The sequence below is a fragment of the Janibacter sp. DB-40 genome (assembly GCF_029510815.1).
GTDB lineage: Bacteria > Actinomycetota > Actinomycetes > Actinomycetales > Dermatophilaceae > Janibacter.
In genome coordinates this window covers 2,421,992-2,439,868 of record NZ_CP120360.1, presented here as the reverse complement: position 1 = coordinate 2,439,868, position 17,877 = coordinate 2,421,992, and the positions used below count along the sequence as shown (strand labels likewise).

The window sequence follows — 17,877 nt, the reverse complement described above, 5'->3', positions numbered from 1 at the left end:
CGGTGCGGTCGAGGTCGACGAGTCGATCTCCCGGTGCACACCGTCACGTCGCAGGACGTGTCTCCCTCGCCCTCGTGGCTCGCGTCAGAGCACGAGAGGGCCCCATGAGCCAGCCGCTCGGCCACGCAGCCGAGGTCGACGCCGCCATGTCGCGTGCCGTCGACCTGGCCGCCCGTGCCCTCGGCCGCACCAGCCCCAACCCCGTCGTCGGGTGCGTCGTCCTCGACGCGGACGGCCGGGTCGCGGGCGAGGGCCTCCACGAGCGCGCCGGGGGGCCGCACGCGGAGGTCAACGCCCTGCGTGAGGCGGGGGAGCGGGCCCGCGGCGGCACCGCCGTCGTCACCCTCGAGCCGTGCCGGCACACCGGCCGCACCGGCCCCTGCACTCAGGCGCTGCTCGCCGCAGGGGTGGCCCGTGTCGTCATCGCCGTGCCCGACCCGACGGCCACCGCGGGCGGTGGAGCGCAGGAGCTGCGCGACGCCGGCGTCGAGGTGCTGGTCGGCGCCGGCCGTGAGGCGGCGGAGCACGTCAACCGGGCCTGGCTGCACGCGATGGCACACGCCCGCCCCCACGTCACGTGGAAGCTCGCCGCCACCCTCGACGGGCGCACTGCCGCCTCCGACGGCACGAGCCGGTGGATCACCGGCCCCGAGGCCCGCGCCGAGGTCCACCGGCTGAGAGCCCGCAGCGACGCGGTCCTCGTCGGTGGCGGGACGCTGCGCGCGGACGACCCGCACCTGGCCGTCCGGGACGTCGCCGACGCCGTCCAGCCGCTCCGGGTGGTGCTCGACTCCACGGCCGGCATCCCCCTGACCGCCCGGGTCCTCGACGACGCGGCGCCGACCCTCGTCGTCGTGGCCGAGGGCGCGGACACCGACCACCTCCTCGCCGCCGGCGTCGACGTGCTCGCCGTGCGCCGGGCCCCGCTCCCCGCGCACGACTCCCCCTCCGCGCGCACCGGGGCTCCCGGACTCCCCGCGGGGGACGGCGGCCTCGACCTCCCCGCGGTGCTGGCCGCCCTGCACGAGCGCGGCGTCCGGTCCGTCCTGCTCGAGGGCGGAGCCCACCTCGCGGGCTCCTTCGTCGCGGCCGACCTCGTCGACGAGGTCGTCGCGCACGTCGCCCCGGTGCTGCTCGGCAGCGGGAGCGCCGTCCTGCAGGACGCGGGCATCACGACCATCACCGAGGCGTTGCGCCTCACCACCACCGACGTCACCCGCCTCGGCGACGACGTCGCCATCACCGCCACCGTGAGAAGGGACCACTGATGTTCACCGGGATCATCGAGGAGCTCGGGGAGGTGGTCGCCATCGAGCAGGGCGCCGACTCCAGCCGGATCACCGTCCGCGGCGACCTCACCACGAGCGACCCGGCCCACGGGGCCTCGATCGCCGTCAACGGCGCCTGCCTCACCGTCACCGACACGGAGGCGAAGGGGGGCGAGGTCACCTTCGACGTCATGGCCGAGAGCCTGCGCCGCACCGGCCTCGGCGACCTCGCCGTCGGTGACGCCGTCAACCTCGAGCGGGCGATGGTCCTCGGCGCCCGCCTGGACGGCCACCTCGTCCAGGGGCACGTCGACGGGACCGCGACCATCCTCGGGCGCCGTCCCGGCGACCGCTGGGAGGAGGTGCGCCTCTCCCTCGACCCGCAGCTCGCCCCCTTCGTCGTGGAGAAGGGGTCGATCTGCCTCGACGGTGTCAGCCTGACCCTCTCGGCGGTCGGGGAGGACTACGTCGAGGTCGCCCTGATCCCCACCACCCTCGAGCTGACCACGCTGGGCCGCAAGGGGATCGGCGACCGGGTCAACGTCGAGGTCGACGTCCTCGGCAAGTACGTCAACCGCATGCTCGCACTCGACACGGGAGAGAACCGATGAACTGGCGTGAGGACCTGCTCGACGACGTCGAGACCGCGATCGCGGCGATCGCCGCGGGCGGGCCGGTGCTCGTCGTCGACGACGCCGACCGGGAGAACGAGGGCGACATCATCTTCGCCGCCGACGCCGCGACCCCCGAGCTGATGGGGCTGACCGTGCGCCTCGGCAGCGGCGTGATCTGCGTGGCGATGACCGGCGAGGAGCTCGACCGGCTCGCGCTGCCCCCGATGACCGCGATCAACGAGGACTCCAAGGGCACCGCCTACTCCGTCTCCGTCGACGCCGCCCGGGGCGTGACGACCGGCATCAGTGCCGCCGACCGGGCCCGCACCGCGCAGCTGCTCGCCGACTCGACCACGGTGCGCAGCGACCTCGCCCGACCGGGCCACGTCTTCCCCCTTCGCGCCCGCAACGGTGGCGTGCTCGTGCGACGCGGCCACACCGAGGCAGCGGTCGACCTGTGCCGCCTCGGCGGACGCGCCCCGGCCGGCGTCATCTGCGAGGTGGTCGAGGAGGACGGGTCGATGGCCCGTCTGCCCTCCCTGCGCAGCCTCGCCGACGAGCGCGGCTGGCCGCTGGTCAGCATCGCCGACCTCGTCGAGCACCGCCGTCGCACCGAGGCCCTCATCGAGCCGGTCGTGACGACCCGTCTGCCCACGGCCAACGGTGAGTTCACCGCGCACGGGTTCCGCTCGGGGATCGACGGCAGCGAGCACATCGCGCTCGTCCACGGCGACATCACGACCGGGACCCCGCTGGTACGCGTGCACAGCGAGTGCCTCACCGGGGACGTCTTCGGCTCCCTGCGCTGCGACTGCGGCCCCCAGCTCGAGGCGTCCCAGCGCGTCATCGTCGAGGCGGGCGCCGGCGTCATCGTCTACGTCCGCGGTCACGAGGGGCGGGGCATCGGTCTCGTCGACAAGCTGCGTGCGTACGCCGCGCAGGACGCGGGTGCCGACACCGTCGACGCCAACTCCGACCTGGGGCTGCCCGTGGACGCCCGGGACTACACCCACGCGGCGCAGGTGCTGCGCGAGCTCGGGGTCACCCGGCTGCAGCTGCTGAGCAACAACCCGGCCAAGGTCGAGGCGCTCGGCGCCCTCGGCATCGAGGTCGCCGGCCGCATCTCGCTGCCGGCCGGGATCACCGACGACAACCTGCGCTACCTGCGCACCAAGAGGGACCGGATGGGCCACGACCTGCCGTGGCTGCCGGCCGACAACCAGGACAGGAGCACGACATGAGCGGGCACGGCGCACCGAGCATCGACATCGCCGACGCGGGGGACCTGAAGGTCGCCGTCGTCGCCTCGAGCTGGCACACCGTCGTCATGGACGGTCTCGTCGCGGGGGCGCAGTCGGCCCTCGGCGACGCCGGCATCACGGCCGAGGTCGTGCGCGTCCCGGGCAGCTTCGAGCTGCCCGTCGTCGCCTCGGCACTGGCCGCGACCCACGACGCCGTCGTCGCCCTCGGGGTCGTGATCCGCGGGGGCACCCCGCACTTCGACTACGTGTGCGCTGCGGCCACCGACGGCCTCTCCCGCGTGGCGGTGGACACCGGCACGCCCATCGGCTTCGGCCTGCTCACCTGCGACGACGAGGCCCAGGCGCTCGACCGTGCGGGCCTGCCCGACTCGAGGGAGGACAAGGGACGCGAGGCCGCCGAGGCGGCCGTGGCGACGGCACTGCTGCTGCGCCGCTCCTGAGGGGCCCCACGGGGCCGCCCGACGCGTGACCCGCGCCTCAGAGGGTGGTCTCCGCGTGGGCGTGGGGCATAGCCTGTGACAGCAGCGCCGACCCGGTCGATCCCCCCTGCTCCCGGGTCGGCGCTGTCCTGCAGCCGTCCGGCGGACCGCACTCGGCCTCAGCGCGCGGCGGCCAGGTCCGAGATCCTCGTCAGCTCCGAGACGGCGACCGAGTCGGTCAGCGGCTGCGGCGCCGTCTTCGCCTCGGTCAGGTGCAGCACGGAGACGCCCTGGCCCTGCATCCGCACCACCGCGATGTAGGTGGTCAGCTCGACCTGCTGCAGCCTGAAGATGCCCGGGGCGAGCTGGGTGGTCGAGCCGCCGATCGCCGGGCCGGGGCAGGTGCCGCTGCTGTACCCGGCGAGCAGCTCCGAGCGCACCGCGTCCGCGTCGGAGGAGACGGCGATGTACTGCCGGCCGAAGTAGTTGGCCTCGCCCGGGCCGGAGCGGATGCCCGTGGCCGCCACCGGGGCGTCGAGCTCGCTCGTGATGCACGACTCGATGTACGGCGGCGCCCCCTCGAGGTGGAGCGGTCCGGCCGTCGTCGCCGCACCTCCGGTGAGGGCCGGGGAGCCCCACCGGTCGGCGGGGAGGAAGCGTGAGCTGTCGATGGTCCCGTCGGGTGTGGTCGACGACGGCGCGCTCGACGAGGGTGTGCCGGTCGTGCCGGTGCCGGTCCCGGCGGTGCTGGGGTCGTCACCGGTGCCGGTGTCCTCCGGGAGCGGCGGGATGAGCGTCGTCTCCGGTGAGGGGGCGGTCGTCGTGCCGGTTGCCGTGGCGGTGTCGGTGGCCGTCGTCTCCGACGTCGAGTTCTCCCGCGTGAGGTCGGCCTCTCCGATGACGGCCAGGGCCAGCTGCCGGATGTCCTCGGGAGCGAGCCCCTCCTCCCCACGGACGGGGACCCGGAGGAAGGACAGCCCGTCGCCGTCGGTGACCTCGACCCGCCAGGTGCGGGCGCCGTCCGCCTCCTGCATCAACCACGCGCGGTAGGACGCACCGCCGGCGAGGGTGCCGCGTGTCCGGTCGGTGGTCCTGAGGTCGCTGCAGCGGTCGAGGGCGGTCTCGACGGCCCGCGCCAGCGGCTCCGAGCCGGCGCGGGGCATGCCGATCCACTGGCCGGCGGGAACGCTGCCGTCGGCGAGCCGGGGTGCGCCCCGGGACCACGACGCGTCGTCGGTGGGCTCGAAGCAGCTGGGCCCGTCGGGCGCGGCCGTGATCGTCGACTCGACGGGGCGGTCGAGGACCGCGGCCCAGCTGCCGGCACCGAGCATGGTCAGGCGCGAGCCGGCCGAGCTGGAGCTGCTCGTGGTCCCCTGCTGCGTGGTCGACGTCGCGAGCGGGCGGTCGGGCGACTGGTTGGCCACGTAGAGGCCGGCGGTGGTGGCGACGACGGCTGCGGCGGCCGCCCCCGCGAGGAAGGCGAAGGAGCGTCGACGGCTGCGGCGCACGGCCAGGTCGGCGACCGAGGACCCGTCGCCCGTACCCCTGCCTTCCGCACGGGCCCGGATGAACTCCGGCTCGGGGAGGGGCTGCGCCGACACGTCGTCCATGAGCGACATCAGCGCCGCCCGGACGAGCTCGTCGTCCTCGGGGCCCCAGGACGGGTCGTCATGCCTGGTCATCGGGGCCTCCTTCGGTGTCGGGTGCGGTGAGGGTCCGGGCGAGCTGGGCACGGCCGCGGTGCAGCCTGGCCTTGATGGTGCCCGGCGGGGAACCGGTCTGCCGGGAGATCTCGTCGACCGACATGTCGGCCAGGTAGTGCAGGGCCACGGTCTCGCGCAGCTCCGGCCCGAGGGTCCGCAGGGCCGCCACCACCGCCACGCGGTCCTCGCTCGGGCCCGCGGGTCCGCTCTGCTCTCCGTGTCGTTCCATCGCCTTGGTCCGGTTCGTGTCCTTGCGCCATGTGGAGATGGCGATGCGCCGCGCGACGGTGCGCACCCAGGCGAGCGGCTCATCGGCTGCGCTCACCTGGTCCCAGCGCTGCCACGCCCGGGAGAACGCCTCCTGCGTGGCGTCCCTCGCCAGCTCGAGGTCACCCGTGGACGCGTAGACGACATGCACGACTCGTTGCGCGGAGGCTCGGTAGAACTCGTCGAACTCGGCCGCCGCCGGCACCTTCCCTCCCTTCATTCACCCCTCCAGACGCGCGAGTCGGGCACGTGGTTGCATCGGCCTCGACAATTCACCTCCGACGCTACGGCTTGTCTGCGCCACGCGTGTGGGTTCGTGGGCGACCATGGGGGCGTGACCGTGCTGGAGCTCATCAGGTCCGCGACCACCGTCGACCAGGACCGCCGCCGGCGTCCCGAGCTGCGGGCCGCCGGGACGGGGGCGTTGACGGCCCTCGCGGGGCTGTGTGCACCCGTGGTGCTCGTCCTCCTGGCAGCGCTCGCCGTCCCTCGTGCCGCTGCCGGCGTGGGGGAGTCGATCGGCTCCGGGGCGCTCCTGTGGCTCGTGCTCGGCGGTGCCCGGCTCGACCTCGAGGGCGGCACCCTGGCGCTCACCCCGCTGGTGTGGACCCTCGCCCTGCTCGGGCTCGCACGGTACGGCGCACGCCGGGGCCTGCCGCAGGCGCCCGACCTACGCCTGCAGGGCTCCTGGCTCGGCGGGTACGCCGGGGTCGGTGGGATCGTGGCCCTGCTGGGCCTGCTGTCACCCGTGGGCGCGGACCCGCTCTCCCTCCTCCTGCCGCTCGTGGTCCTGCCCGTCGTCGCGCTGGCATGGGCGCACGGGTTGCCGGACCGCGTCCTCGGCGTGTGGGAGCGCGCGCCCGTGGCCGTGCACCGCGGCCTCGTCCCCGGGGCGAAGGGGGCCGTCGTCACCGTCGCGGTCGGTTCCGTGCTCGTGCTCGTGGCCACCGGGGTCAACATCGCGCGCGTGCTGCAGGTCCACGCCGACCTCGGGGCGGGCTTCTTCGGTGGACTGCTGCTGGTGCTGCTGCAGGTCGGCGCGCTGCCCAACCTGGGCATCTGGGGGGCCAGCTTCGCCGCCGGGCCGGGCTTCGCCACCGGGGGAGCCGCCACCACGTGGGCCACGGCCGACTCCGGGCTGCTGCCGATGGTCCCGGTGCTCGCGGCGCAGCCGCAGCCGGGGACCTGCCGTGGGCCACGGGCCTGCTCGTGCTGTTGCCGGTGCTCGTCGGCGCGTGGCTGGGCCGCGAGACGCTCGTCTGGGTGCCCCGGCTAGCCGCGACCCAGACCAAGCTCGCGGTCATCGCCGTCTCCGTCGCCGTCGCGGCGCTCGGGGTCGTCGCGCTCGACGCGCTCGGCGGTGGGTCGCTCGGCGCCGAGCACCTCGCCCACGTCGGCGCACCCGGCGGGCTGCTCGGCCTCGCGCTCGCGCTCGAGCTCGGGTCGGGGGCCCTGGTGGTCTTCGCCCGCGAGTGGTGGGTCCTGCGCCGCTGACCGGCGCGGATAGACTCCCCTGGTGAGCGGCCCCCTTCGTCTCCTCGTCCTCGTCTCCGGATCCGGCTCCCTGCTGCAGGCCCTGCTCGACGCGCAGGCGGCCGGCGTGCTCCCGGCACAGGTCGTCGCGGTCGGTGCCGACCGGGAGAGCTGCACCGGACTCGAGCGGGCCGAGCGGGCCGGTGTCCCGACATTCGTCGAAGCCGTCTCGGCCCACCCCGACCGGGCTGCCTGGGACGTGGCCCTGGCCAAGCAGGTGCGCGAGTACGCCCCCGACCTCGTCGTCACCGCGGGGTTCATGAAGATCCTGGGCCCGACCACGCTCGGGTGCGCCACGTTCATCAACACCCACCCGGCGCTGCTTCCCTCCTTCCCCGGTGCGCACGGGGTGCGTGACGCCCTCGCGCACGGCGTGCGCGTCACCGGATCGACCGCCCACCTCGTCGACGCGGGGGTCGACACCGGCCCGATCATCGAGCAGCGCGTCGTCGAGATCACCGACGACGACACGGAGGAGACGCTCCACGAGCGGATCAAGGCGGTCGAGCGCATCATGCTCGTCGACGTCGTCACGCGGATGGCCACGGGTGGCTGGCGGGTCGAGGGGCGTCGCTGCCTCGTCGGCTGATTGGCTGGCCCCGTCCGCGCCGCCATAGACTGGCCCCACACGACTGGCGAAGGTGGATCACCACCGGGGAGTGGAAGTCGGGGTGCATCGCCCGCCTGGGTGCGCCCACCACGAAGCCGACCCACCAGGAGCATCCGTGTCCGATCCCCGTCCCGTCCGCCGCGCCCTCGTCTCCGTCTTCGACAAGACCGGTCTGGAGGATCTCGTCCGGGGTCTCGCCGAGGCGGGCGTCGAGCTGGTCTCCACCGGTGGTTCGGCCGCCGCGATCGAGGATCTCGGCCTGCCCGTGACCAAGGTGGAGGACCTCACCGGCTTCCCCGAGTGCCTCGACGGCCGGGTGAAGACGCTGCACCCGCGCGTCCACGCCGGCATCCTCGCCGACACCCGCCTGCCCGACCACGTGCGCCAGCTCGAGGAGCTGGAGGTCGCCCCCTTCGACCTCGTCGTGGTCAACCTCTACCCCTTCGCCGACACCGTCGCCTCCGGTGCGGGCGTGCAGGACTGCATCGAGAAGATCGACATCGGCGGTCCGACGATGGTGCGTGCGGCGGCGAAGAACCACGCGTCCGTCGCGATCGTCACCGACCCGACCAGCTACGGCGAGGTCCTCGAGTCGGTGCGCGGCGGCGGCTTCACCCTGGCCCAGCGCGAGCGGCTCGCCACCGAGGCCTTCGTGCACACCGCGACCTACGACGTGGCGGTCGCCTCCTGGCTCGGCTCGGTCGTCAGCCCGAGCGACGAGACCCGGTTCCCGGGATGGCTCGGCGGGACCTGGACGAAGAAGTCCGGCCTGCGTTACGGCGAGAACCCGCACCAGGGTGCGGCCCTGTACGTCGCCGACGGTGTCGAGGGGCTGGCACAGGCCGAGCAGCTGCACGGCAAGGAGATGTCCTACAACAACTACGTCGACGCGGACGCCGCCCTGCGCGCCGCGCACGACCACGGCGACCAGCCGACCGTCGCGATCATCAAGCACGCCAACCCGTGCGGCATCGCCGTCGGCGACAGCATCGAGGCCGCGTACGAGCGCGCCCACGCCTGCGACCCCGTCTCCGCCTACGGCGGCATCGTCGCCAGCAACCGCCCGGTCACCGCGGCGATGGCCACCGCGCTCAACGACACCTTCTCGGAGGTCGTGCTCGCACCGGACTTCGACCCCGACGCGCTCGAGATCCTCAAGGAGAAGAAGAACCGCCGCCTGCTCACGGTCGCCACGCCGACCACCGGCGGTGTCGAGATGCGGCCGGTCTCGGGCGGACTCCTCGTCCAGGACCGGGACGCGATCGATGCGGTCGTCGAGGCGACGGACGGCGAGAAGCCGACCCAGGGGCACGGTGACGCTCCTGAGGCGTGGACCCGTGTCGCGGGTGAGGCCGCGGACGAGGCGACCCTCGCGGACCTCGCGTTCGCGTGGCGCGCGGTGCGTGCGACGAAGTCCAACGCGATCCTGCTGGCCAGGGACGGCGGCTCCGTCGGCATCGGGATGGGTCAGGTCAACCGGGTCGACTCCTGCCACCTCGCGGTCGGCCGTGCGGGCGAGGAGCGGGCGAAGGGGGCCGTGGCGGCCTCCGACGCGTTCTTCCCCTTCGCGGACGGTCTGCAGGTCCTCCTGGACGCCGGGGTCTCCGCGGTCGTCGCGCCCGGAGGGTCGGTGCGTGACGACGAGGTCGTCGCCGCGGCGGAGGCGGCCGGGATCACGATGTACTTCACCGGCACCCGGCACTTCGCCCACTGATCAGCGCCCCGCACTGGAAGGATGACCACGTGACTGCACAGATCCTCGACGGCAAGGCGGCGCTCGCATCGATCAAGGACGAGCTCAGGGGCCGGGTGGCCACGCTCAAGGAGCGCGGCATCACCCCCGGCCTGGGCACCGTCCTCGTCGGTGACGACCCCGGCAGCCGCTGGTACGTCGGCGCCAAGCACAAGGACTGCGCCGAGATCGGGATCACGAGCATCCGCCGTGACCTGCCGGCCGACTCCACGCTCGAGGAGGTCCTGGCCGTCGTCCGGGAGCTCAACGAGGACCCGGAGTGCACCGGCTTCCTCGTGCAGCAGCCGACGGGGCTCGACGAGACCGCGATCCTCTCGGCCGTCGACCCCGGCAAGGACGTCGACGGGCTCCACCCGGTCAACCTCGGCCGACTGGTGCTGGGGGAGCCGGGCCCGCTGCCGTGCACCCCGATGGGGTGCATCGAGCTGCTCCGTCGGCACGACGTGCCGATCAGGGGCGCCAAGGTCGCGGTCGTCGGGCGCGGGATCACCGTGGGTCGGCCGCTCGGCCTGATCCTCACCCGACGCAGCGAGAACGCCACGCCGGTCCTGTGCCACACGGGGACGAGGGACCTTGCGGCAGAGGTGCGTTCGGCTGACATCGTCGTCGCGGCCGCCGGCGTGCCCGGGATCATCACCGCGGACATGGTCAAACCGGGCGCCGCGGTGCTCGACGTCGGAGTCAGCCGGGTCGAGGGCGAGGACGGCAGGAGCCGGATCGCCGGCGACGTGGCAGACGACGTCGCCGAGGTGGCCGGCTGGATCAGCCCCAACCCCGGCGGGGTCGGGCCGATGACCCGCGCGATGCTGCTGGCCAACGTCGTCGAGGCGGCCGAGCGCGCCCTGTGATGACCGGCGAGCACGAAGTTGCTGACGACGACAGCGAGGAGGACGGCGTCTCGCCCCGCCCCGCGCTCGACGTGCCACCCCTGGCGGCGTGGTGGGTCATCGCCGCGGGCATCGTCGTGGGTCTGCTCTTCGTCCTCACCGACCACGTGCTGCGGGCGACCGCGGTCATCGGGGCCACGCTCGTGCTGGCCGCGGTCCTGCGGCTCGCGCTCTCGCCGGAGCGCGCCGGGGGCCTCATCGTGCGCAGCCGGGTCCTCGACGCACTCACCCTCGTCGTCCTCGCGACGCTGGTCGTCGTCTCCGGCTTCACCCTCGACATGACCCCCCGCTGACGGGTTTCGCCGCCCTGCGGGCTGACGTGGCACGGCTTACCCCCGGTTCGCACGAGCAAGGAACTCCAGCGAACCAGGGGGTTGTCGGGTCACCCGATGTCGTGGGGGAGAGGGTGACCACACGGCGAAGGGGGGTCCGCACCGGTGCGGACCCCCCTTCGTCGTGCTCGTGACCGGTGCTCAGCCGTTGATGAGGCCGAGCTTGGTGACGGCGTCGCGCTCCTCGGCGAGCTCGGCGACCGAGGCGTCGATCCGGCCGCGGCTGAAGTCGTCGATCTCCAGGCCCTGGACGATCTCCCACGCGCCGTTCCTCACGGTGACGGGGAAGGAGGAGATCAGGCCCTCCGGCACTCCGTAGGAGCCGTCGGAGCAGACCGACATCGACACCCAGTTGCCCTCGGGGGTGCCCAGGGCCCAGTCGCGGGCGTGGTCGACGGTCGCGGAGGCGGCGGACGCGGCCGAGGACGCGCCACGGGCCTCGATGATCGCCGCGCCGCGCTTGGCGACGGTCGGGATGAAGGTGTTCTCCAGCCAGTCCTGGTCACCGACTGCCTCGGCGGCGTTCTTCCCACCGGCCTCGGCGTGGAAGAGGTCCGGGTACTGGGTCGCGGAGTGGTTGCCCCAGATCGTCATCTTCGTGATCTCGGTGACCGGCACGTCCAGCTTGCTCGAGAGCTGGCTGATGGCGCGGTTGTGGTCGAGGCGCGTCAGCGCGGAGAACTGCTCGTTGGGGATGTCCGGAGCGTTGTTCATCGCGATGAGCGCGTTGGTGTTGGCCGGGTTGCCGGTGATCGTCACGTGGACGTCGTCCGCGGCGACCTTGTTCAGCGCGGCGCCCTGCGGGGCGAAGATGCCGCCGTTGGCCTCGAGGAGGTCACCCCGCTCCATGCCGGGTCCCCGGGGGCGGGCCCCGACGAGCAGCGCGTGGTTGACACCGTCGAAGACCTTCTCCGGGTCGTCGCCGATCTCGACGCCGGCGAGGGTCGGGAAGGCGCAGTCGTCGAGCTCCATGACGACGCCCTCCAGGGCCTTCAGGGCCGGGGTGATCTCCAGCAGTCGGAGCTCGACGGGGGTGTCGGGACCGAAGAGGGATCCGCTGGCGATGCGGAAGAGGAGGCTGTAGCCGATCTGGCCTGCGGCGCCGGTGACGGCGACCTTGACGGGAGTGGTGCTCACGAGTACTCGTACCCCTTCGTGCGGGTGTTGGGGAGCAATTGACGTTCCGACCCTACTCCGCAGCGGGGTCGGAGCGTCATCCCGTCCGTCAGGACAGCTCCACGAGGGCGATCGGGTCGGTCGTCGGCTGCTCCGAGCCGCTGGCCGGCTCCACGGTGACGCCGACCCCCTTCGCCTGCCGGACGTCACCGTCGAGGACCATCTCGCCGTCGGTCTCCTTCATCACGCCGGCGGGGGCCAAGCCGCCCTCCTCGTCCTGCAGCCAGGCCTGGTAGGCGCGTCCCTCGCCGGGGTCCGGCAGACCCTCGACGCGCATCACCGCCTCGCCCATCTGCTCGCTGCGGGTGACGACGATCGTGGCGCCGCCCGTGGTCTCCGCCTGCCAGCTGCGGGCGTCCGGCGCCGAGGCGACCTGCTCGGTGACGCTCGCGGTCGTCTGCTCGACCACCTGCCAGGTGATGCCGCCGCCGACGACGAGGGCCGCTGCCGCGGCGAGCCCGGCCATCCACCGGCGACGACGAAGGGGGATGACCCGGCCGTGCGCAGGGCGATCGCGGTCGCGCTCCGGCGGCACCTCCGCCTGCTGGACGGAGTCCGGCGGGTCCTGCCGCGTCCGGGCCGCCTCGGCGAGGATGCTCTCCCGCAACGCGGGCGGTGGCTCGCTCGCGACCGTCTCGGCCAGCAGGGGTGCCACCTCGCGCAGCGACGCGACCTCGTCGCGGCAGGTGGGGCAGCGACGCAGGTGCATCTCGAAGTCCATGCGTTCCTGCTCGGTGAGGGCATCGAGCACGTAGGCGCCGGAGAGGCTGTGCAGGTCTTCGCTCATGAGGTCACTCCCAACTGGTCTCGTAGGCGGATCAATCCGTCGCGGATGCGGGTCTTGGCGGTGCCCAGGGGCAGGTCGAGCAGACCGGCGACCTCGCGGTGGGTGTACCCGCCGAGATAGGCCAGGCCCACCGCCTCCCGTTGGGCGTCGGTCAGCCCGTTGAGGGCGCTGCGCACGCGGTGGGCCTCCATCCTCTCGGTCGCCTTCTCGGCCGTGGCGTCGTACTGGGTGTCGCGGGTGCGAGCCTCCCAGGTCTCGTCGCGCGCGGTGGCCGCCTGGCTGCTGCGGACGCGGTCGACGGCTCGCCGGTGGGCCAGGGTCATCAGCCACGCGTAGGGCGACCCCTTGGCCGCGTCGAAGGAGCTGGCCCGGCGCCAGACCTCGAGGTAGACCTCCTGGGTGACCTCCTCCGCCTGGGCCGGGTTGCGCAGCACCCGCAGCACGAGGCCGTGGACCCGCGCGGACGTTGCGTCGTAGACGCGGGCGAAGGCGGCGTCGTCCCCCTTCGCGACGTCGCGGAGGGTGGTGGCGAGTCGGTCGGACTCCGTGGGCTCGGGCAGCGTCGTCTCGCCGGAGGTGACGTCGGAGGCTCCTCCGGCGTCGTCGTCGCTGGGAAATGGCGTCACGGAGCCCATCATGCGTGATCGATCACCCGGCAGCCGGCAGGAGCAGGCCGTCGATGATGCGGACGGTGGTCGAGTGGCTCATGGTCTGCCTCCGAAGGGCTTGGGGGAGAGTGCATCCGGGGTTCGTGGCCGGGCGCCGAGCGGATTGGTCAACCCACGGTCACGGTGATCGAGTGCAGTCCCGTGGCACCCGAGGGGAAGGGGTCGGCCGTCTCGCTCGTCTGCACCTCGCCCGTGCCGTCCGTCGCGCGGACGGTGAGGTCGTGCCGACCGTCGCGGGCGTCCCAGGGCAGGAACCACTGCCGCCAGCAGTCGACGTCCGCCTCCGCGCCCAGGGTGGCCCGCTGCCACGGCCCGTCGTCGATGCGCACCTCGACCTTCGTGATCCCGCGCCCCTGTGCCCAGGCGACCCCACCGATGGTCGTGCGTCCGGGGTCGAGACCGGCCGATGGGGCCGGGGTGTCGATCCGCGACTGGGTGCGGACGGTGCCGTCAGTGGCCCAACCCCGCTCCGTCCAGTACGCGGGGTGCCCGTCGTAGCGGGTCACGGTCATCCGGCTCAGCCACTTGGTGGCACCGACGAAGCCGTACAGCCGGGGCGTGAGCAGCCGGGCCGGGAACCCCCGCTCTGCCGCCAGCGGTTCGCCGTTCATGCCGACGGCGACGAGGGCGTCGCGGTCGTCGAGCAGGGCGCTCAGGGGCGTGGAGATCGTCATCCCGTCCGTCGAGGTGGACAGCACCTGCAGGTCCGGGTTGCGCGGGTCCTCCTCGAGGCCGGCGCGGGCGAAGAGCTCGCGCGTGAGGACCCCGAGCCAGCGGGCATTGCCGATGTAGGGACCGCCGACCGGGTTGGAGACGCAGTTGAGCGTGACGTCCCGCTCGACGGTGGGCATCGCGAGCAGCTCGTCGAGGTCGATCGTGAAGGGGGAGGGCACGTCCCCGTCGATCGTCAGCGACCAGTCCCGGGGGTCGACCTTCGGCACGAGCAGGGCGGTGTCGATCCGGTAGAACTCCTCGTTCGGCGTGACGAAGGGGGCGATGCCCGCCTTGCCGAGGTCGACCCCCTTCGCCAGTGGCGGCAGCGGGTCGACGACCGGGGGAGGGTGATGGTGGTCGGTGCGCGACGCCGGACGAGCGCCTGGCCGCCGCCGCCGAGGGCGACCGCCCCGAGACCGGCGCCACCGAGCACGAGGAGCCCACGTCGGGTCGGCTCGCCGGGCACGGACCGGCCCTGGTGGATGAGCCCGGTGCGGTGGGCGAGCAGCTCCAGGGCGGCCACCCCGACGACGGCGGCCGTGAGCGCCGGCACCCAGGCGAAGGAGCCGGTCTGCGGACGCAGCACCGCGGCGGCGCCGGCGAGGGCGGTGAGGACGAGCAGGACCGTGACCGCGGCGGCACGCGAGCGGAGGCGAAGCAGTCCGGCCAGGGCGGCCAGAAGGAGCGTGACGAGGACGACCGACCCGACGAGGATCGGTTTGTCCGCGGTGCCGAAGGTGCCCACCGCCCACTCCTTGACCGGTGTGGGGGCGAGGTCGATGACCTGGCCGCCGACGGCCAGCACCGGGGAGGCTGAGGGGGAGACGAGAGCCGCGACGAGGTGGCCGGCGGCACCCCCGAGCGCGGTCGCGAGGATGCCGCAGACGGCTGCGGTGACACGGCGCCCATTCATACCGGGAGTTCGGAGCGGACCGTCGGAGCGGATGGGACGGGCGATGACGAAGGGCGCCGTCCGCACCCACGGGTGCGGGCCGACGCCGTCGTGGCCGGGTGCATCAGACCCTGTCGATGATCGCGCCGATGCTCGGCGCCGGCCAGGAGGCCCAGGGGCGGTGGGAGAGTGATGGAGCCACGGCGGCCCCTTTCGTGGGGGTGCCGGACTGGCCCGTCCGGCCCGGCAGATCCAGCATGCGGCAAGACCCGGGACTCGCGCCAGTACGCGACCGGCCGGAGGACGACGAAGAGGGGCCCCGCCGGTCGGCGGGACCCCTCCGGGGCAGGCGAACTCACATGGAGTCGAGCACTGCGTTGAGGGTGGCGCTCGGACGCATCGCGGCCGAGGCCTTCTCGGTGTCCGGCTTGTAGTACCCACCGAGGTCGACGGGTGAGCCCTGGACGTCGACGAGCTCGCCGACGATCCTCTCCTCGTCCGCCGCGAGGCGGTCCGCGACGGACGTGAACCGCTCCTTCAGCTCGGCGTCCTCGTCCTGGGCGGCCAGTGCCTGCGCCCAGTAGAGGGCGAGGTAGAAGTGGCTGCCGCGGTTGTCGATCTGGCCGATCTTGCGAGCAGGCGACTTGTTCTCCTCGAGGAAGGTCGCGATCGCGGTGTCGAGGGTGTCCGCCAGGACCTGGGCCTTCGGGTTGTCGAAGTTCTGCGCGAGGTGCTCCAGCGAGGCGCCCAGTGCGGAGAACTCGCCGAGGGAGTCCCACCGCAGGTAGTTCTCCTTGACGAACTGCTGGACGTGCTTCGGGGCGGATCCGCCGGCACCCGTCTCGAAGAGGCCACCACCGTTGAGCAGCGGAACGATCGAGAGCATCTTCGCGCTGGTGCCGAGCTCGAGGATCGGGAAGAGGTCGGTGAGGTAGTCGCGCAGCACGTTGCCGGTGACGGAGATGGCGTCCTTGCCGGCGCGGATCTGCTCCAGGCAGAAGACGACCGCCTCCTGCGGCGGCATGATGCGGATGTCCAGTCCGTCGGTGTCGTGGTCGCCGAGGTACTGGTTGACCTTGGCGATGACCCGGGCGTCGTGCGCGCGCTGCTCGTCGAGGAAGAAGACGGCCGGCGCGCCGGTGGCGCGGGCGCGGGTGACGGCGAGCTTGACCCAGTCCTGGACGGGGATGTCCTTGACGCGGCTCATGCGCCAGATGTCGTCCTTCTCCACCGAGTGCTCCATGAGGGTCTCGCCCGCGGCGTTGGTCACCGTGACGGTGCCTGCCTCGGGGATCTCGAAGGTCGTGGGGTGCGAGCCGTACTCCTCGGCCTTCTGCGCCATGAGTCCGACATTGGGCACGGTGCCGATCGTGGCGGGGTCGAGGGCGCCGTTCTGCTTGTGCTCCTCGATGACGGCGGCGTACATCGGGCCGTAGGACCGGTCGGGGATCATGGCGAGCGTCTCGGACTGGCCGTCGTCGGCGTTCCACATCTGACCGGAGTCGCGGATGACGACCGGCATGGAGGCGTCGATGATGACGTCACTGGGCACGTGCAGGTTGGTGATTCCCTTGCTGGAGTCGACCATGGCCAGGGCCGGGCGCTCCGTCGACAGTGCGTCGATGTCGGCGCGGATCGCGGTCCGGGTCTCCTCGGGGAGGTTCTCGAGCTGGGTGTAGAGCGAGGCGAGGCCGTAGCGCAGGTCGACGCCGGCCTCGGCGAGGGCCTGGGCGTGGGTGTCGACGACCGAGCCGAGCCAGGCCGCGACGGCGTGGCCGAAGAGGATCGGGTCGGAGACCTTCATCATCGTGGCCTTGAGGTGCAGCGAGAGGAGGAGACCCTCCTCGCGCGCAGCCTCGATCTGCTCGCGGTAGAACGCGCGGAGCGCGGAGGCCGACATGAAGGTCCCGTCGACGATCTCCCCCTTCGTCACGGCGAGGGAGTCCTTGAGCACGACCTCGTCGCCCCCGCTCGTGGTGAGCGTGATGCGCAGGGTGTCCTCGGCGGGCATGAGGACGGACTTCTCGTTGCCGTAGAAGTCCCCACCGGTCATCGAGACGACGCGGGCCTTGTTGTCGGCGGTCCACTCACCGAGGCGGTGCGGGTGCTTCTTCGTGAAGTTCTTCACCGCCTGGGGGGCGCGCCGGTCGGAGTTGCCCTCACGCAGGACGGGGTTCACCGCGGACCCGAGCACGTTGGCGTAGGCGGCGGCGATCTCCTTCTCCTCGTCGGTGCTGGGGGAGTCCGGGTAGTCGGGCAGGTCGTACCCCTGGCCCTGCAGCTCGGTGATGGCCGCCTTGAGCTGCGGCACGGAGGCGGAGATGTTGGGCAGCTTGATGATGTTCGCCTCGGGCGACTGCGTCAGCTCGCCGAGCGCGGCGAGGTTGTTCGGGACGCGCTGCTCCTCGGTGAGGCGGTCGGGGAACTGGGCGAGGATGCGCCCGGCGAGCGAGATGTCGCTCGTCTCGAGCTCCACACCGGTGCCCGAGGTGAAGGCCTGGACGATCGGCAGGAGCGAGTGGGTGGCGAGCGCCGGCGCTTCGTCGATCTTGGTCCAGATGATCTTCGCGGTCATGGGTGTCCCTCCGTGGGTGTGGGGTTCGTCGCACCGATCTTCCCACGCGCCCGCGTGACCGACGATGCGGCCGCCTTATCGTCAAGGTCTAGTCAAGAACAGTAAAGAGTTGGTAAGGTCCGATTCAGCGAGTGATTGATCCTGGGGAGGGGAGTTCTCGTGCAGGTGGAGGACATGATGCTACTGGGGTGGGCGGCACTGCCGCTGATCGCGTTCACCGGGGGGAGTCTGGCACTGTCCAGGACGGTGCGCCGGCGCGAACGACGCGCACCCGATGCTCAACAGCGCCTGACGCAGTTGCGGCGTCTGCGGGACGACGGTCGCGTGGTTCCGCGTGGCCGGATGGCGGATGCGGTGATGTTGGCGGAGGACGCCGGCTCGACCACATCGCTCAGGGTTCGGTAGCCCTGAGATGGC

19 protein-coding genes are annotated in these 17,877 nt (G+C 72.7%); 11 read left to right on the top strand and 8 right to left on the bottom strand.

Annotated elements, in window-relative coordinates; all coding sequences use genetic code 11:
- Positions 1–104: 104 nt before the first annotated feature.
- From ribD to ribH, 4 genes are read left to right on the top strand one after another with little or no spacing between them, the layout of a single operon-like run.
- Entirely contained in the window at positions 105–1,268 is a 1,164-nt protein-coding gene (gene ribD, locus PVE36_RS11585; protein ID WP_277452497.1) for a bifunctional diaminohydroxyphosphoribosylaminopyrimidine deaminase/5-amino-6-(5-phosphoribosylamino)uracil reductase RibD, read from the top strand.
- The gene (locus tag PVE36_RS11580) at positions 1,268–1,879 is read left to right on the top strand and encodes a riboflavin synthase (protein WP_277452496.1); all 612 of its coding nucleotides are present in this window, start codon (positions 1,268–1,270) and stop codon (positions 1,877–1,879) included. Before ribD ends, PVE36_RS11580 begins: the two co-directional genes overlap by 1 nt.
- The gene (locus tag PVE36_RS11575; RefSeq protein WP_277452495.1) at positions 1,876–3,123 is read left to right on the top strand and encodes a bifunctional 3,4-dihydroxy-2-butanone-4-phosphate synthase/GTP cyclohydrolase II; all 1,248 of its coding nucleotides are present in this window, start codon (positions 1,876–1,878) and stop codon (positions 3,121–3,123) included. The genes PVE36_RS11580 and PVE36_RS11575 overlap by 4 nt, the downstream gene beginning before the upstream one ends.
- Positions 3,120–3,584 carry a 6,7-dimethyl-8-ribityllumazine synthase gene (gene ribH / locus PVE36_RS11570; RefSeq protein ID WP_277452493.1) on the top strand — a complete coding sequence of 155 codons (465 nt, stop codon included), beginning with the start codon at positions 3,120–3,122 and terminating at the stop codon, positions 3,582–3,584. Before PVE36_RS11575 ends, ribH begins: the two co-directional genes overlap by 4 nt.
- 158 nt (positions 3,585–3,742) lie before the next feature.
- Here ribH and PVE36_RS11565 read toward each other — a convergent pair whose 3' ends face one another.
- Both PVE36_RS11565 and PVE36_RS11560 read right to left on the bottom strand, forming a co-directional pair.
- The gene (locus PVE36_RS11565; RefSeq protein ID WP_277452492.1) at positions 3,743–5,245 is read right to left on the bottom strand and encodes a hypothetical protein; all 1,503 of its coding nucleotides are present in this window, start codon (positions 5,243–5,245) and stop codon (positions 3,743–3,745) included.
- The gene (locus PVE36_RS11560) at positions 5,232–5,753 is read right to left on the bottom strand and encodes a SigE family RNA polymerase sigma factor (RefSeq protein WP_277452491.1); all 522 of its coding nucleotides are present in this window, start codon (positions 5,751–5,753) and stop codon (positions 5,232–5,234) included. The genes PVE36_RS11565 and PVE36_RS11560 overlap by 14 nt, the downstream gene beginning before the upstream one ends.
- A gap of 114 nt (positions 5,754–5,867) precedes the next feature.
- Between PVE36_RS11560 and PVE36_RS11555 the strand changes: the two genes are divergently transcribed.
- The 6 genes from PVE36_RS11555 (at position 5,868) to PVE36_RS11530 (ending at position 10,609) form a co-directional block, all read left to right on the top strand.
- The gene (locus PVE36_RS11555) at positions 5,868–6,809 is read left to right on the top strand and encodes a DUF6350 family protein (protein WP_277452490.1); all 942 of its coding nucleotides are present in this window, start codon (positions 5,868–5,870) and stop codon (positions 6,807–6,809) included.
- The gene (locus PVE36_RS11550) at positions 6,743–7,027 is read left to right on the top strand and encodes a DUF6350 family protein (protein ID WP_277452488.1); all 285 of its coding nucleotides are present in this window, start codon (positions 6,743–6,745) and stop codon (positions 7,025–7,027) included. Before PVE36_RS11555 ends, PVE36_RS11550 begins: the two co-directional genes overlap by 67 nt.
- A gap of 22 nt (positions 7,028–7,049) precedes the next feature.
- Positions 7,050–7,655 (top strand): phosphoribosylglycinamide formyltransferase, encoded by a 606-nt coding sequence (gene purN / locus PVE36_RS11545; RefSeq protein ID WP_277452486.1) that lies wholly within the window; start codon positions 7,050–7,052, stop codon positions 7,653–7,655.
- Between the two features lie 136 nt (positions 7,656–7,791).
- Positions 7,792–9,390 carry a bifunctional phosphoribosylaminoimidazolecarboxamide formyltransferase/IMP cyclohydrolase gene (purH, locus tag PVE36_RS11540; RefSeq protein WP_277452484.1) on the top strand — a complete coding sequence of 533 codons (1,599 nt, stop codon included), beginning with the start codon at positions 7,792–7,794 and terminating at the stop codon, positions 9,388–9,390.
- A 29-nt stretch (positions 9,391–9,419) separates the two neighbouring features.
- Positions 9,420–10,277 (top strand): bifunctional methylenetetrahydrofolate dehydrogenase/methenyltetrahydrofolate cyclohydrolase, encoded by an 858-nt coding sequence (locus PVE36_RS11535; RefSeq protein WP_277452483.1) that lies wholly within the window; start codon positions 9,420–9,422, stop codon positions 10,275–10,277.
- Positions 10,277–10,609 carry a DUF3017 domain-containing protein gene (locus PVE36_RS11530; protein WP_277452482.1) on the top strand — a complete coding sequence of 111 codons (333 nt, stop codon included), beginning with the start codon at positions 10,277–10,279 and terminating at the stop codon, positions 10,607–10,609. The genes PVE36_RS11535 and PVE36_RS11530 overlap by 1 nt, the downstream gene beginning before the upstream one ends.
- A 180-nt stretch (positions 10,610–10,789) precedes the next feature.
- On the opposite strand, the gene PVE36_RS11525 is transcribed toward PVE36_RS11530, so the two are convergent.
- The 6 genes from PVE36_RS11525 to PVE36_RS11500 form a co-directional block, all read right to left on the bottom strand.
- Complete coding sequence (locus tag PVE36_RS11525) at positions 10,790–11,785, bottom strand: malate dehydrogenase (protein WP_277452480.1); 996 nt, start codon at positions 11,783–11,785, stop codon at positions 10,790–10,792.
- A gap of 88 nt (positions 11,786–11,873) precedes the next feature.
- Entirely contained in the window at positions 11,874–12,611 is a 738-nt protein-coding gene (locus tag PVE36_RS11520; protein ID WP_277452479.1) for an anti-sigma factor, read from the bottom strand.
- Entirely contained in the window at positions 12,608–13,237 is a 630-nt protein-coding gene (gene sigK / locus PVE36_RS11515) for an ECF RNA polymerase sigma factor SigK (protein WP_346780582.1), read from the bottom strand. The genes PVE36_RS11520 and sigK overlap by 4 nt, the downstream gene beginning before the upstream one ends.
- A gap of 149 nt (positions 13,238–13,386) precedes the next feature.
- Positions 13,387–14,220 (bottom strand): molybdopterin-dependent oxidoreductase, encoded by an 834-nt coding sequence (locus tag PVE36_RS11510; protein WP_277452477.1) that lies wholly within the window; start codon positions 14,218–14,220, stop codon positions 13,387–13,389.
- Positions 14,187–14,906: a hypothetical protein gene (locus PVE36_RS11505; RefSeq protein ID WP_277452475.1), complete on the bottom strand. Its 720-nt coding sequence runs from the start codon at positions 14,904–14,906 to the stop codon at positions 14,187–14,189. The genes PVE36_RS11510 and PVE36_RS11505 overlap by 34 nt, the downstream gene beginning before the upstream one ends.
- Before the next feature lie 334 nt (positions 14,907–15,240).
- Positions 15,241–17,460 carry an NADP-dependent isocitrate dehydrogenase gene (locus tag PVE36_RS11500; protein ID WP_277452474.1) on the bottom strand — a complete coding sequence of 740 codons (2,220 nt, stop codon included), beginning with the start codon at positions 17,458–17,460 and terminating at the stop codon, positions 15,241–15,243.
- Between the two features lie 159 nt (positions 17,461–17,619).
- Here PVE36_RS11500 and PVE36_RS11495 point away from each other — a divergent pair, with 159 nt between their 5' ends.
- Positions 17,620–17,865, top strand: a complete 246-nt coding sequence (locus PVE36_RS11495) for a hypothetical protein (protein ID WP_277452473.1) — start codon at positions 17,620–17,622, stop codon at positions 17,863–17,865.
- The last annotated feature ends 12 nt before the right edge of the window (positions 17,866–17,877 follow it).

Excerpts from the sequence above, each read along its gene's own strand:
- PVE36_RS11560 (WP_277452491.1), bottom strand. The coding sequence starts at position 5,753 with ATGAAGGGAGGGAAGGTGCCGGCGGCGGCCGAGTTCGACGAGTTCTAC.
- PVE36_RS11505 (WP_277452475.1), bottom strand. The coding sequence starts at position 14,906 with ATGAATGGGCGCCGTGTCACCGCAGCCGTCTGCGGCATCCTCGCGACC.
- ribD (WP_277452497.1), top strand. The coding sequence starts at position 105 with ATGAGCCAGCCGCTCGGCCACGCAGCCGAGGTCGACGCCGCCATGTCG.
- PVE36_RS11575 (WP_277452495.1), top strand. The coding sequence starts at position 1,876 with ATGAACTGGCGTGAGGACCTGCTCGACGACGTCGAGACCGCGATCGCG.
- PVE36_RS11565 (WP_277452492.1), bottom strand. The coding sequence starts at position 5,245 with ATGACCAGGCATGACGACCCGTCCTGGGGCCCCGAGGACGACGAGCTC.
- PVE36_RS11530 (WP_277452482.1), top strand. The coding sequence starts at position 10,277 with ATGACCGGCGAGCACGAAGTTGCTGACGACGACAGCGAGGAGGACGGC.
- PVE36_RS11580 (WP_277452496.1), top strand. The coding sequence starts at position 1,268 with ATGTTCACCGGGATCATCGAGGAGCTCGGGGAGGTGGTCGCCATCGAG.
- PVE36_RS11500 (WP_277452474.1), bottom strand. The coding sequence starts at position 17,460 with ATGACCGCGAAGATCATCTGGACCAAGATCGACGAAGCGCCGGCGCTC.
- ribH (WP_277452493.1), top strand. The coding sequence starts at position 3,120 with ATGAGCGGGCACGGCGCACCGAGCATCGACATCGCCGACGCGGGGGAC.
- PVE36_RS11520 (WP_277452479.1), bottom strand. The coding sequence starts at position 12,611 with ATGAGCGAAGACCTGCACAGCCTCTCCGGCGCCTACGTGCTCGATGCC.